Source organism: Castellaniella sp. WN (genome assembly GCF_054457555.1).
On sequence record NZ_JBTKZC010000002.1, the window covers coordinates 397,389 to 411,362 of the forward strand.

12 protein-coding genes are annotated in these 13,974 nt (G+C 68.8%); 7 read left to right on the plus strand and 5 right to left on the minus strand.

The genetic code is table 11. From position 1 onward, the window contains the following. Window position 1 precedes the first annotated feature (1 nt). The 6 genes from ACTPOE_RS15795 (at window position 2) to ACTPOE_RS15820 (ending at window position 7,222) form a co-directional block, all read left to right on the plus strand. Window positions 2-1,588, plus strand: a complete 1,587-nt coding sequence (locus ACTPOE_RS15795; protein WP_458873183.1) for a formate dehydrogenase beta subunit — start codon at window positions 2-4, stop codon at window positions 1,586-1,588. Between the two features lie 9 nt (window positions 1,589-1,597). Beyond that, window positions 1,598-4,471: a formate dehydrogenase subunit alpha gene (fdhF, locus tag ACTPOE_RS15800; protein ID WP_458873184.1), complete on the plus strand. Its 2,874-nt coding sequence runs from the start codon at window positions 1,598-1,600 to the stop codon at window positions 4,469-4,471. A 10-nt stretch (window positions 4,472-4,481) separates the two neighbouring features. Further along, the gene (fdhD, locus tag ACTPOE_RS15805; protein ID WP_458873185.1) at window positions 4,482-5,333 is read left to right on the plus strand and encodes a formate dehydrogenase accessory sulfurtransferase FdhD; all 852 of its coding nucleotides are present in this window, start codon (window positions 4,482-4,484) and stop codon (window positions 5,331-5,333) included. Beyond that, on the plus strand, window positions 5,330-5,596 hold the full coding sequence (locus ACTPOE_RS15810; RefSeq protein WP_458873186.1) for a formate dehydrogenase subunit delta: 267 nt from the start codon (window positions 5,330-5,332) through the stop codon (window positions 5,594-5,596). Before fdhD ends, ACTPOE_RS15810 begins: the two co-directional genes overlap by 4 nt. Window positions 5,597-5,680: 84 nt before the next feature. Further along, complete coding sequence (locus ACTPOE_RS15815) at window positions 5,681-7,087, plus strand: L-lactate MFS transporter (protein ID WP_458873187.1); 1,407 nt, start codon at window positions 5,681-5,683, stop codon at window positions 7,085-7,087. 9 nt (window positions 7,088-7,096) lie between these two features. Beyond that, window positions 7,097-7,222 (plus strand): MFS transporter small subunit, encoded by a 126-nt coding sequence (locus ACTPOE_RS15820; RefSeq protein WP_458873188.1) that lies wholly within the window; start codon window positions 7,097-7,099, stop codon window positions 7,220-7,222. Between the two features lie 46 nt (window positions 7,223-7,268). Here the strand turns inward: ACTPOE_RS15820 and ACTPOE_RS15825 are convergent, their stop codons facing one another. From ACTPOE_RS15825 to panB, 5 genes are all read right to left on the minus strand, one after another. Next, window positions 7,269-8,318 carry a magnesium and cobalt transport protein CorA gene (locus ACTPOE_RS15825; protein ID WP_458873189.1) on the minus strand — a complete coding sequence of 350 codons (1,050 nt, stop codon included), beginning with the start codon at window positions 8,316-8,318 and terminating at the stop codon, window positions 7,269-7,271. Further along, window positions 8,315-9,424, minus strand: a complete 1,110-nt coding sequence (locus tag ACTPOE_RS15830) for a 5'-methylthioadenosine/S-adenosylhomocysteine nucleosidase (RefSeq protein WP_458873190.1) — start codon at window positions 9,422-9,424, stop codon at window positions 8,315-8,317. The genes ACTPOE_RS15825 and ACTPOE_RS15830 overlap by 4 nt, the downstream gene beginning before the upstream one ends. Continuing rightward, entirely contained in the window at window positions 9,421-10,851 is a 1,431-nt protein-coding gene (locus tag ACTPOE_RS15835; protein WP_458873191.1) for a DNA recombination protein RmuC, read from the minus strand. Before ACTPOE_RS15835 ends, ACTPOE_RS15830 begins: the two co-directional genes overlap by 4 nt. Before the next feature lie 120 nt (window positions 10,852-10,971). Then, window positions 10,972-11,943, minus strand: a complete 972-nt coding sequence (locus ACTPOE_RS15840) for a LysR family transcriptional regulator (protein ID WP_458873192.1) — start codon at window positions 11,941-11,943, stop codon at window positions 10,972-10,974. Between the two features lie 252 nt (window positions 11,944-12,195). Continuing rightward, window positions 12,196-13,023, minus strand: coding sequence for a 3-methyl-2-oxobutanoate hydroxymethyltransferase (gene panB / locus ACTPOE_RS15845; protein ID WP_458873193.1), 828 nt, complete (start codon window positions 13,021-13,023; stop codon window positions 12,196-12,198). A gap of 79 nt (window positions 13,024-13,102) precedes the next feature. Between panB and ACTPOE_RS15850 the strand changes: the two genes are divergently transcribed. Continuing rightward, entirely contained in the window at window positions 13,103-13,942 is an 840-nt protein-coding gene (locus ACTPOE_RS15850; protein ID WP_458873194.1) for an aldo/keto reductase, read from the plus strand. Window positions 13,943-13,974: the final 32 nt, after the last annotated feature.

Here is a 13,974-nt window from a genome sequence, read left to right on the forward strand (position 1 = left end):
CATGGAACGAATCCTCTATGTCCCGCTGGACACCGCCGCGCTGGCCATGGGGGCCGACGCCGTGGCCGACGCCTTCCGCGCCGAAGCCGCCCGCCGGGGCCTGGACCTGCGCATCGTGCGCAATGGCTCGCGCGGCCTGCACTGGCTCGAGCCCCTGGTCGAGGTCGCCACGCCCGCCGGGCGAATCGCCTACGGTCCCGTCACGCCGGAAGACGTCCCGGCCATCCTGGACGCGGCCTGGACGGACGGCGCCCCGAACACGCCGGATGGCACGCGCCACCCCCTGTGCCACGGCCCGACCGAAGACATTCCCTTCCTGAAAAAGCAGGAACGCCTGACCTTCGCCCGGGTCGGCCTGATCGACCCGCTCAGTATCCCCGACTACGAGGCCCACGGCGGCTACGCCGGGCTGCGGCAGGCGCTGGACATGGAACCCGGGGCCATCGTCGACGCCGTCACCGAATCCGGCCTGCGCGGCCGGGGCGGGGCCGCCTTCCCCACCGGCGTCAAGTGGCGCACCGTGCTGCAGACTCCGGCGGCGCAGAAATACATCGTCTGCAACGCCGACGAAGGCGATTCGGGCACGTTCTCCGACCGCATGCTGATGGAAGGCGACCCCTGCGCCCTGATCGAGGGCATGACGATCGCCGGCCTGGCCGTGGGCGCCACGCGCGGCTATCTCTACGTCCGCTCCGAATACCCCCAGGCCGAACGGATCCTGGCCGGCGCCCTGCGCGCCGCGCGCGAGGCCGGCTGGCTGGGCGACGACATCCAGGGTTCGGGCCGCGCCTTCGACATCGAACTGCGGCGCGGCGCGGGCGCCTACATCTGCGGCGAGGAGACCTCGCTGCTCGAAAGCCTGGAAGGCCGCCGGGGCCTGGTGCGCGCCAAGCCGCCGCTGCCCGCCGTGCGCGGCCTGTTCGGCTGTCCCACCGTCATCAACAACGTGATTTCCCTGGCCACGGTGCCCTTCATCCTGGCCCGGGGGGCGCAGGCCTACTGCGACTTCGGCATGGGCCGGTCCCGGGGCACCCTGCCCTTCCAGCTGGCGGGCAACATCCGCCACGGCGGCCTGGTCGAAAAGGCCTTCGGCCTGACGCTGCGCGAGCTGCTGTTCGACTTCGGCGGCGGCAGCGCCTCGGGGCAGCCGCTGCGCGCGATCCAGGTGGGCGGCCCGCTGGGCGCCTACCTGCCGGAATCCCAGTGGGACACGCCGCTGGACTACGAAGCCTTCCTGGCCATTTCCGCCATGCTGGGCCACGGCGGCGTGGTGGCCTTCGACGACACCGCCGACATGGCCGCCCTGGCCGAATACGCCATGGAATTCTGCGCCATCGAATCCTGCGGCAAATGCACCCCCTGTCGCATCGGCTCGGTGCGCGGCACCGAGGTCATCCGCGCGATCCGCGACGGCAAGGACCGCGAGACCCGGGCCGAACTCCTGCGCGACCTGTGCGACACCATGATGGCCGGATCGCTGTGCGCGCTGGGCGGCATGACGCCCTATCCCGTGCTGTCCGCCCTGCGCCATTTCCCCGAAGACTTCGGCCTCGCCGCCGAACCGGCCCTTGCCTCGCAGACCGCCTAGGAGCCCGCCATGCTGGAAACCGTCCTGAAACGCGACCGCGACCTGGGCACGCCCGAGTCCCTGTCCACCGAAACCGTCACCCTGACCATCGACGGCCAAGCCGTCACCGTCCCGGCCGGCACCTCGATCATGCGCGCCGCCGCCGAGACCGGCATCCGGATTCCGAAGCTCTGCGCCTCGGACAACCTGGAAGCCTTCGGCTCCTGCCGCCTGTGCCTGGTCGAAATCGAGGGCCGCCGGGGCCACCCGGCATCCTGCACCACGCCTGTCGAGGACGGCATGGTGGTCCGCACCGAAACCGGCAAGCTGCACGAACTGCGGCGCAACGTGATGGAGCTCTACATCTCCGACCATCCGCTGGACTGCCTGACCTGCCCGGCCAACGGCGACTGCGAACTGCAGGACATGGCCGGCGTGGTGGGGCTGCGCAACGTGCGCTACGGCTTCGACGGCGCCAACCACCTGAACGACGCCGCCGACGCGTCCAACCCCTATTTCACCTACGATCCGTCCAAGTGCATCGTCTGCAGCCGCTGCGTGCGGGCCTGCGACGACGTCCAGGGCACCTACGCCCTCACCGTCCAGGCGCGCGGCTTCGATTCGCGCATCATCGCGGGCCAGGACGACGGTTTCCTGGAAAGCGACTGCGTGTCCTGCGGCGCCTGCGTCCAGGCCTGTCCGACCTCGGCACTGATCGAGAACACCGTCATCGACCAGGGCCAGGCCGATCACGCGGTCATCACCACCTGCGCCTACTGCGGCGTGGGCTGCGGCTTCAAGGCCGAGATGAAGGGCGACAAGGTCATCCGCATGACCCCCTGGAAGGACGGCAAGGCCAACCGCGGCCATTCTTGCGTCAAGGGCCGCTTCGCCTGGGGCTACGCCACCCACGCCGACCGCCTGACCAAGCCCATGATCCGCGCGAAGATCACCGATCCCTGGCGCGAGGTCTCGTGGGAAGAAGCCCTCGGCCACGCGGCGTCCGAACTGAAGCGGATCCAGGCCGAATATGGCGTGGATTCGGTCGGCGGCATCACGTCGTCGCGCTGCACCAACGAGGAAACCTACCTCGTCCAGAAACTGGTGCGCGCCGCCATGGGCAACAACAACGTCGACACCTGCGGCCGGGTCTGCCACTCCCCCACCGGCTACGGGCTGAAAACCACCATCGGCGAATCGGCCGGCACCCAGACCTTCGACTCGGTGATGCACGTGGACGTGGCCGTGGTGCTGGGCGCCAACCCCAGCGCCGCCCATCCGGTCTTCGCCTCGCGCCTGAAGCGCCGGCTGCGCCAGGGCGCGCGCCTGATCGTGATCGACCCGCGCCGCACCGAACTGGTCGACGGGCCGCACGTGAAGGCCGACTATCACCTGCCGGTGCGGCCGGGCACCAACGTCGCCGTGCTCAACGCCCTGGCCCACGTCATCGTCACCGAGGATCTGGTGAACCACGACTTCGTCCGCGCCCGCTGCGAGGACCGGGCCTTCGACGAATGGATGCAGTTCATCCGTCGCCCGGAACACGCCCCCGAGGCCACCGAATCCATCACCGGCGTGCCGGCGGCCGACCTGCGCGGCGCCGCCCGCCTGTATGCCACCGGCGGCAACGCCGCGATCTACTACGGCCTGGGCGTCACCGAACACAGCCAGGGCTCCACGGCCATCATGTGCATCGCCAACCTGGCGATGGTCACCGGCAACATCGGCCGCGAAGGCGTGGGCATCAACCCCCTGCGCGGCCAGAACAACGTCCAGGGCTCCTGCGATATGGGTTCCTTCCCGCACGAATTCCCCGGCTACCGCCACGTGTCCGACGACAAGGTGCGCGCCGAATTCGAGCGCGCCTGGGGCGTCCCGCTGCAGTCCGAGCCGGGCCTGCGGCTGCCCAACATGTTCGACGCGGCCCACGGCGGCACGTTCAAGGGTCTGTACTGCCAGGGCGAGGACGTCGCCCAGTCCGACCCCAACACCCGCCACGTGGCGGCGGCCCTGGAAGCCATGGAGTGCGTGATCGTCCAGGACATGTTCCTGAACGAGACCGCCAAGTACGCGCACGTCTTCCTGCCAGGCTCGTCCTTCCTGGAAAAGGATGGTACCTTCACCAACGCCGAGCGCCGCATCTCGCGGGTGCGCCAGGTCATGGCGCCCAAGGCCGGCCTGGCCGACTGGGAAGTCACCTGCGCCCTGTCCAACGCCATGGGCTATCCGATGAACTACGCCCACCCCGGCGAAATCCTGGACGAGATCGCCCGGCTGACGCCGACCTTCGCCGGCGTGTCCTTCGGCCGCATCGCCGCCCTGGGCGGCAGCGTCCAGTGGCCCTGCAACGACGAGGCCCCCGAAGGCACGCCCATCATGCACGTGGGCGAATTCGTGCGCGGCAAGGGCCGCTTCATGATCACGCAGTACGTCCCGACCGAGGAACGCTCCACGCGCCGCTTCCCGCTGCTGATGACCACGGGACGGATCCTGTCGCAATACAACGCCGGCGTGCAGACCCGGCGCACGGCCAACAACGCCTGGCACAGCGAAGACGTCCTGGAGATCCACCCCCACGACGCCGAGGACCGGGGCATCGTCGAAAGCGACCGCGTCGCCATCGAGAGCCGGGCCGGGGAAACCGTACTGCGCGCCACCGTTACCGACCGGATCCAGCCCGGCGTGGTGTACACCACCTTCCACTTCCCGGAATGCGGATCGAACGTCCTGACCACCGACAACACCGACTGGGCGACCGACTGTCCGGAATACAAGGTCACCGCCGTCCAGGTGCGCAAGGTCACCGCGCCGTCGGCCTGGCAGCGGGCCTGGGTGGCGCACGACCGGCGCCAGGACGAGCTCCTGGATGCCCGCCGCACCCAGGCCGCACCCACCGGCGCCTGAGGAGACCCGCATGCATCCCGCAGACTTCGACCCCATGTCCGACTGCCCCGACCCGTCCGCCGGCCTCGCGATGGGCGACATCCTGCGCATCGGAGGCCGGCAAGCGACGGCCACACAGGACGCCATCGCCTGCGAACAAGCGGTCGCCCTGGAATACAACGGCATCGCGCATGCCGTCCTGCTGGCCTCGCCGCTGCATCTCCATGAGCTGGCCCTGGGCTTTTCCTATACCGAAGGCATCATCCGCTCCCCGGCCGACGTGCTGGACATGGACATCGAATCCGCCCCGGACGGCCTGGTGATCCGCCTGCGGATCGTCAACGCCCGTCTGCACGCCTTGAAGCTGCGCCAACGCAGCCTGGCGGGCAGCACCAGCTGCGGCCTGTGCGGCGTGCGGAGCCTGGCCCAGGTCCGCCGCGACCTGCCGCCCCTGGCCGCGCCGGACCGGCCCTGGTCGATCCGCGCGGTCGAATCCGCGCTGGACCAGTTGCGCCGGCGCCAGCCGCTGCACAACCTGACCGGCGCCACCCACGCGGCCGCCTGGGCCGGGCCCGACGGGCGCCTGGCCTGGACCTACGAGGATGTCGGACGACACAACGCGCTGGACAAACTCATCGGCCGCCTGCTGCGCGAGCCGGTGGACTCCGGTCAGGGATTCGTCGTGATTTCCAGCCGCGCCAGTTTCGAGATGGTGCAGAAGGCCCAGGCCGCCGGCATCCGGGCGCTGGTCGCCGTCTCGGCCCCCACCACCCTGGCCGTGCGGCTGGCCCGGGAAGCGCCCATGATGCTGGCCGGCTTCGCGCGCGACGGCCGCTGCACGATCTACAGCCGGCCCGATTACCTGGACGGGAACCGCACGTGACCAATATCGAACACCTGATCCGCCTGGCCAACCGCATCGGCCTGTTCTTCGAGGCCATGCCCGACCGGGCCGCCGGCATCGACAGCATCGCCGACCACATCCGGCGATTCTGGGATCCGCGCATGCGGCGCGCCCTGCTGGACTATCTCGACACGCACCCGGACGGGCAATGGGGCGACACCGCCCTGTCGCCCATCTGCCTGGAGGCCATCGCCCGGCACCACGAACACCTCTATCCCAGGCAAGGCGCCAGCCCCGCCTGACACTCCGCAGGCCCCACCTGCATTTTTCCGACCTCGGCAACACACACACAGACATACCGGGCATTCGACCCGGGAGGAGACACGATGAGTACGGAAGCAACCCAGAACGGCTTTTTCAGCAAGGAGCGCATCACCGCCCCGCCCGGCTTCAACCGCTGGATGATCCCGCCCGCCGCCCTGGCGGTCCACCTGTGCATCGGCCAGGCCTATGCCTTCTCGGTGTTCAACGGCCCGATGACGAAGCTCATCGGCATCCAGCAGCCCGCGCCGGACGACTGGGGCCTGCCCGCACTGGGCTGGATCTTCAGCCTCGCCATCCTGTTCCTCGGCCTGTCGGCCGCCTTCGCCGGAAAATGGCTGGAAGACGTCGGGCCGCGCAAGGCCATGTTCGTGGCGGCCTGCTGCTTCGGCGGCGGTTTCATCGTGTCCTCGATCGGGATCTCGACCCACCAGTTGTGGCTGCTGTACCTGGGCTACGGCGTCCTGGGCGGCATCGGCCTGGGCATCGGCTACGTCTCGCCCGTCTCGACCCTGATCAAGTGGTTCCCGGACAAGCGCGGCATGGCCACCGGCATGGCCATCATGGGTTTCGGCGGCGGCGCCTTCATCGCCTCGCCGATGTCGGTGGGGCTGATGGAGCACTTCCGCACGCCGGATTCGATGGGCGTGGCCCCGACCTTCCTGGTGATGGGCGTGCTGTACTTCATCTCCATGATGATCGGCGCCTGCGCCATCCGCATCCCGGCGCCGGACTGGAAGCCCGAGGGCTGGACCCCTCCGGCCACGCAGAAGGCCATGATCTCGCGCAACCACGTCCACATCGACCAGGCCCTGAAGACCCCGCAGTTCTGGCTGCTGTGGTGGGCGCTGACCCTGAACGTGACGGCCGGCATCGGCGTGCTGGGCCAGGCCTCGGTAATGATCCAGGAAAGCTTCCGCGGCGCCATCACGCCGGCCGCCGCGGCCGGCTTCGTCGGCCTGCTGTCGCTGGCCAACATGCTGGGACGCTTCTTCTGGTCCAGCACGTCGGACTATCTGGGGCGCAAGACCACCTACGGGATCTTCTTCGTGCTGGGCGCGGTGCTGTACTTCCTGGTGCCCGGCATGGGGGCCTCGGGCAACGTCGCCCTGTTCGTGCTGTTCTACGCGATCATCATCTCGATGTACGGCGGCGGCTTCTCCACCATCCCGGCCTACCTGGCCGACCTGTTCGGCACCCGCTACGTGGGCGGCATCCACGGCCGCATCCTGACCGCCTGGGCGGCCGCCGGGATACTCGGCCCCGTACTGGTGAACTACATCCGCCAGTACCAGGTCGACCATGGCGTCCCGCCAGGCCAGTCCTACACCGTCACGATGTACCTGATGGCGGGCCTGCTGGTCGTCGGCTTCATCTGCAACCTGCTGGTCCGTCCGGTCGCCTCGCACCACCACATGGCGGCCGAAACCGACACCGCGCCCCTGGGCGCCAGCCTGGCCCACCAGAAATAGGAGACTCCCATGTCCGCAACGACGACCCGCACCTCCTCGCCCGCCCTGGTCATCCTGTTCTGGCTCTACGTCGGCATCCCGCTGGCGCTGGGCATCTGGGAAACCCTGCTCAAGGCCAGCGCCCTGTTCCACTAGCCTGAAACGCGGGCAGCCCATCCATGCGGCTACCCGCGCGCATCCCCTACAGCCACTTGATCCGGCGGAATTTCCAGTACAGCAGCCCGCAGACCGTGCCCGTCCCGGCCAGCATCGCCGGATAGCCGTAGGTCCAGCCCAGTTCCGGCATGTCGTGGAAATTCATGCCGTAGATGCCCGCCACCGCCGTGGGCACGGCCAGGATGGCGGCCCAGGCGGCCAGCTTGCGGGTGATGTCGGTCTGCTGCATCTGGCTGATCATCATGCTGGCCTCGAAGGCGAAGGCCAGCGCCTCGCGCAGGCCGGCGATGGACTCGACGATGCGCTGGATCCGGTCGGCGACCTCGTTGAAATACCCCCGGCTGTCGGCGCCGATATTGCGCATGTCCACGCGGGCCAGGCGGCGGCAGATCTCCACCAGCGGCGCGACCGCCGTCTGCATGCGCAGCAGGTCGCGGCGCAGACGGTACAAGCGGCGCACGTCGATTTCACGGAAGCCGCGCAGCAGGAACTGGTGCTCGACGTTCTCGACCCGGCCCTCCATGTGGTCCAGCGCCTCGACATAACGGTCCGCCAGGAGGTCCAGCAGCGTGGAGGCGACGTAATCGCTGCCCCGGCTCAGGAATTCCGGCGATTCGGCCAGCTGATCGCGCAATTCCCGGTACGATCCCCGCGCATGGCGGCGGATCGTCAGCAGGTAGCCCGGCCCGACCAGCAACTGGGTGTCGCCGAAGCTCGGCCGGTCCTGGACGATCTCGACCGTCACCACGACCACCAGCGTCAACTGGTCGTATTCGATGATCTTCGGGCGCCGGTGCGGGGAAATGATTTCCTCGATGGCGCGGCCGGGCAGGCCCAGCCGCCGGCCCACGTCGCTCACCAGGGCCTCGTCCGGCTCCTTCAGGCCGACCCAGAGCAGGCCGGATTCCGCCGCGGCCGTCCCCAGGTCCGCCAGGCCGACGTCGCGGTCCGGCTGACCGGACACGTACAGGGTGGAAGCCACGGCGGATTGCCGGAAGGCCTCGTCCAGGCGGGGGTCTCCGGCGGACGGCGGCCCGGCCGCTGCCTCATCGACGGATTTCGGCGGATTCATCATTCTCCCCTCGAATGTGGGCGGGTGCCCCCTGAATCCGGCCAGGCTCGCAGGAACGCCAGCAACACCTGCGCGGCATTGTCCGCCGCGATGTGCAGGAAGGCGTTCATCTCATTTTCGCCCGGTCCGCCCCCGGCCAGGTCGCTGAGCGAGCGGAAGGCGATGAAGGGCACGCCCGCGCGCCAGGCGACCTGGGCGCAGGCGGCGCTTTCCATGTCCAGCACGTTGGCCCGGAAGGTGCGGAAGGCGTAGCGGCGGAAATCCGCGTTGTCCACGAAGGCCTGGCCGGACACGCCATTGCCGCCGACCACCAGGCGGGGGCGCCTGTCCAGGCAGCGGTCCTCGCGGTCACAGGCGCGCAGGGGAACGGTCTGGATGCCGCGCGCCACGGCCAGCATGAGCGGATCGGCCTCGAACCAGAATTTTTCCTGGATGCCCGTTCCGCCGGCCGGCCGCACGCGCACGGAGCGCGGCTGCATCATGCCGTAGGGAGCGAACTCGAAGGTTCCCTTGGATGCCGGCGCGCGATATCGACCCGGTGCGGTTTCCCGCATCATGACTACTTCCAGGTACTGCCCCCAGCGCTCGGGCACGCTGACGTCGCCGATGCCCAGGTCGGGATTCACGCCGCCCGCGATGCCGCTGAAGACCAGGTGCGTGACATGGAAGCGGTCGAACAGCAACTGGGTATTCATGGCGGCGTTGACCATGCTGATGCCGCCGAGCGCCAGCACGACGGGCTTGCCTTCGAGCCGCCCGGTGGTGAACTCGACTCCCTGGACGACGTGGGCACGCGGATCCCGCAAACGGGCGCGCAACAATTCCAGTTCCGGCGCGAAAGCGGACAGGATCGCCATGCGCGGGGTCTCGTCCACCCGTCCGCCGGCCCGCTCGACGGCCCCCGCGGCCTTTGCATCGACGGTCGGGGAGGCGGGCGCCGGGCCAGGCGCTTCCGTGGCCGAGGCGGCCGTGCCCAGCCCCGCGCAGATCCAGAGCAGGACGGCGACGGCCCCGCGCGCCGCGGCGCGCGGCAGCCGCCACATTCCGGGAAAAGAGGAAAGGCGACGGCCGGTCGCCGTTCCGGGACACGTAGCCTGTTGAAGCGTCATGTGTCTGGCTCCGATGGGGAAAGGGGACGATCGGACGCGGCCTGCGACGGCGGCCCGGCATCCGGGCCGGATTCGGGCGCCACGATGTCCAGCCGCTGGACTTCGAAGTCCGCATGCAGGGGCTCCAGCGGCGGCAGCGGCCGGTCGGCCTTGGCCGACAGCTCGGCGAAGCGGCCGACCTTGCCATACAGGCCCCGCTGCCCCGCCACGGCCGTGACCGTGCTGTTGTAGTGCGAGGCCGCCGTCCCCAGCGCATGGCCCAGCTTCTGCAGACGATCCGCCACCACCTCCACCTGCCGGTACAGCCCGCCGGCCTGCTCGCCCAGCGCGCGAGCCTGCTCGTTGCTGCGCGCCAGCATCCACAGGGTCGCCACCGTGCGCAGGACCGGCATCAGCGTGGTATGGGACACCAGGACGACGTTGCGGCGATAGCCGTGGTCGAACAGATCACGATCGTGGCGCATGGCTTCGATGTAGGCCGGCTCGATCGGCATGTACATCAGCACGAAGCCAGGGCTTTTCATGCCGATCAGGCTGCTGTAGTCCTTGCGGGCCAGGTCGTCAATATGGTGACGCACGGCGCGCGCGTGCGCGGCCAGCGCGGCCTCCCGGTCTTCAGGCGTGGCCGCCGCCACGGCCCGGTCATAGTCCACCAGCGAGACCTTGCTGTCGATGATCAGGTGCTTGCCATCCGGCAGCCGGACGACGAAATCCGGCTGCCGCCGGTTGCCCGCCTCGTCACGGAAGGGCGCCTGGGCCTGGTAGTGGTCGCCCGCGACCAGCCCCGCCAGCTGCAGGCTGCGTTCCAGCAGGACCTCGCCCCAATTGCCGGTGGTCTTCTTGTCACCCTTCAGTGCCCTGGCCAGGGATTGGGCCTCGTCGCTCATTTTCAGGCCGATGTCCAGAACGCGGCGGATTTCCGCGTCCAGCCGGGCCTGGCCGCGCACCGAGGCGTCGTGAACTTCGTTGACGCGCCGCTGGAAGCCTTCGATCTGCTCGCGAAATGGCCGCAGCAGGCCGTCGAGCGTGTCCTGGCTGGAACGGGAAAGGCCACGGCTCTTTTCTTCCAGCACCTGACCGGCCAGCTGCTGGAACTCCGTCTTCAAGGCCGCCCGCGACTGCTCGAAGGCCTGCCGCAGATCCTCGAAGGCGGCGAGCTTCTCCTGATACGCCGCCTGCAGCCGGGCCAGTTCCAGCCGGCCATCCTGGGCCCTGGCGCGCCACTCTTCCAAGGCCCGGGCCTGGCCGGACAAGTCCAGGTCGAGCTGCCCGACCCGCTCCTGCAGCCGGTCGGCGCGCTCGGTCTGTCGGGCGGCCTCCGCCGCCTGGACCAGCAGGCGCCGCCGCGCGGGCCAGGCGCCAGCTACGGCGCCGACCAGAAAGGCCAGCGCCAGCACCGCCAGGATTTCCGGGGAAAACGGGATCACGATGCCGTCCTATGCCGCATGAAGAAGACCCGACATCATCGCACAAGCCAGGCGCCGGCATCGGCGCGCGCGGCCGCCCGGTGCCGGAAACCGCCTCCGGCGCCGAGGCGCGGCGGGGGTTCAGGCCGAGCGCAGGATCTCGGTCTTGCGGGAAACCCCCGGGCGCAAGCCGCTGGGATCGGTATCGACATAGTGGGGGATGCTGCTCTGGACATGCAGATGCAGCCCCTGGATCAGGCGCAGGGCGCCTTCCGGCAGTTCGTGCGTCGCCTGGGAGACGACGCCGATCATATAGGCGATGTCGGTCTGGATGGGCCGCAGCACGATCCCCTCGAGCTGGGCGCCCCGGATCGAGAACGGATCGATCAGCGCCACACCCAGGCCGAGCCGCACCAGGGACAGCGCCGTCTGCTGGCTGCCGACTTCGATATGACGCCGGTCCTCGCCCGCCGTGGCCTGTGCCAGGCTGCTGGTGAGGTGATAGCGCATGCGATAGCGGCTGAGCAGCGTGATGACGTCGGTATTGCGGACGTCTTCGAGCTGGATCGTGTCCCGGGACACCAGCGGATGCGCGGCGGGCAGCGCCAGCAGGCAGGGCGCCTGGCCGCACCAATGCACGCGCAGGGCCTCGGCATCGACCGGCAGATTGATGAGCGCGAAATCCGCCCTCCCCTCCGCGAGGGCGCTGGAAGGCGCCTCGTGGACGACTTCCTCGATGATGAGCTTCTGGCGGAAGACGGGGCTGAAACGATCCATCCTGGCCAGGACCTCAGGCAACAGGCTGCGGGCGAGATCGACGGAAGCCTGGATCCGCAGAGGCCGGACCTGGCCGCTGCGCATGCCCTGGACTCGCGATTCCAGCTGGTGCAGGTCGGCCAGGATGCCGCGCACTTCCTGGTAGAACTCGATCCCCTGCTCGGTCAGGGTGATGGCGGGCCGGGTGCGGGCGAACAGCATGAAACCCAGTTCGGCCTCCAGGTCGCTGATCTGGCGGCTGACGACGGGCTGGGAACGACCCAGCATGCGGCCGGCCGCCGTGACGCTGCCGCTGGTCACGATGGCGTTCAGGGCCTCGAGTTGGCGTATTTCCATGGCACCCGATGCGGATCGTCCCTACCCACACCAAAAATTGAAGCCCCCACTCCGCGCCTTCAGCTTGCGTCCACCTCGCAGCTTGCATGCTGCCCGGATTCGTCAGGCACGGCATAGTCCGCGGGACTCCACCGTGTCCTGGCTCATCCACCCGAAAGGACGTTTCCGCTTCGGAGCGGACCGACGGCAAAAACCGCCTGATCAGCCGATATCGGCCCGGGCGAAATATCTAGAAAAGACTGTTTATGAATATTACCTCTCGGGTCGCACCCCAAAGCAATGAGCTAGCGTGGGAAAGGTCTCTTCCCGCACGGATTGGGCGTAATCCTGGGCCGCCTGGCGTATCACCTGCCCCGCATCGGCGAAACACCGGGCGAATTTCGGAATCCTGTCGCCGCTCAGGCCAAGGATGTCCTCCGTCACCAGGATCTGGCCGTCGCACGCGGGCGATGCCCCGATGCCGATGGTGGGGATCGACAGTGCCGCCGTGATCTCGCGCGCCAGGGGCTCGCTGATGCCCTCCAGCACCACGCCGAACGCCCCGGCCTCGGCGTGCGCCCGGGCATCATCCAGAATGCGGCGGGCGGCGGCCTCGGTCATGCCCTGGGCCTTGAAGCCGCCCATGGTGTTGACGTACTGGGGCATGAGTCCCACATGGGCCAGCACCGGGATGCCTCGCTCCACCAGGAACCGGGTGGTGTCGGCCAGGGCCTGGCCGCCTTCGAGCTTGACGCCGGATGCGCCGCCGGCCGCCAGCAGGGTCGCGGCATTGGCGAAGGCCTGGGCCGGGGACTGCTGGTAGCTGCCGAAGGGCATGTCGGCGATCACGCAGGCATGCCGGGTGGCCCGGACCACGGCGGCGGTGTGCGCGGACATCGTCTCCACCGTGATCGACAGCGTGTCGGGCAGCGCATAGCCGACCATGGCCGTGGAATCACCCACCAGCAGCATGTCCACGGCATCGTCCAGCAGACGGGCGATCGGCGCGATGTAGGCGGTCAGCGCCGCGATCTTGCGCCCGCCCTTGAAAGAAACAAGCTGGGGCACCGTGACGCGCTGCGCCTGACTATGTACACTCATTTGACTGACTCCAAAGATTCGTTCATCGCCGGCCGGCCGTTCGCCGGCCAGCCGGACGCTGCCCACACCGGAGACCCGCATGTCCACCAATCAACCCTATCTCACGTTTCATGATGGCCGCCGCGCGCCCCAACTGGGCCTGGGTACCTGGAAACTGACCGGCGACGCCGTCGTCCCGGCGATCCAGGCCGCCGTCGAAGCCGGCTACCGTTCCATCGACACCGCCGCCATCTACGGCAACGAGGCCGAGGTCGGCCGCGGCATCGCCCGGTGCGGTATCCCGCGCGAGGATCTGTTCGTGGCCACCAAGGTCTGGAACGACCGGCATGGTCACGATAGTACCAAGACCGCGTTCCAGGAAAGCCTGGACCGGCTGGGACTCGACTATGTCGACCTGTTCCTGATCCATTGGCCGGTTCCCAAGGAAAGGCGCTACCTGGAAACCTGGGAAGCCCTGATCCAGTTGCGCGACGAGGGCCGCGCCCGGTCGATCGGCGTCTGCAATTTCCAGCCGGGCCATCTGCAGAGGCTGCTGGACGGCACCGGCGTGCTGCCGGTGGTCAACCAGATCGAGCTGCACCCTCATTTCCAGCAGGCCGAACTGCGCGCCTATCACGAGGACCACGACATCCGCACCGAGGCCTGGAGCCCGCTCGGCCAGGGCCAGTCGCTGCGGGATCCGGCGATCCTGGAGCTGGCCCACCAGTTGCGGGCCAGCCCGGCCCAGGTGATCCTGCGCTGGCACATCCAGATGGGCCACATGGTCATCCCGAAATCCTCGAATCCGGAACGGATCCAGGAAAACTTCAATCTGTGGAACCTGCACCTGGACGAGACCGCCATGACACGGATCGCCGCCATGGACCGCGCCGATGGCCGCCTCGGCCCCGATCCCGAGACGTTCCACCTGCTGAAGTGAAACCGGCCGGGCCCGGCCGGCGCCCCCGAATC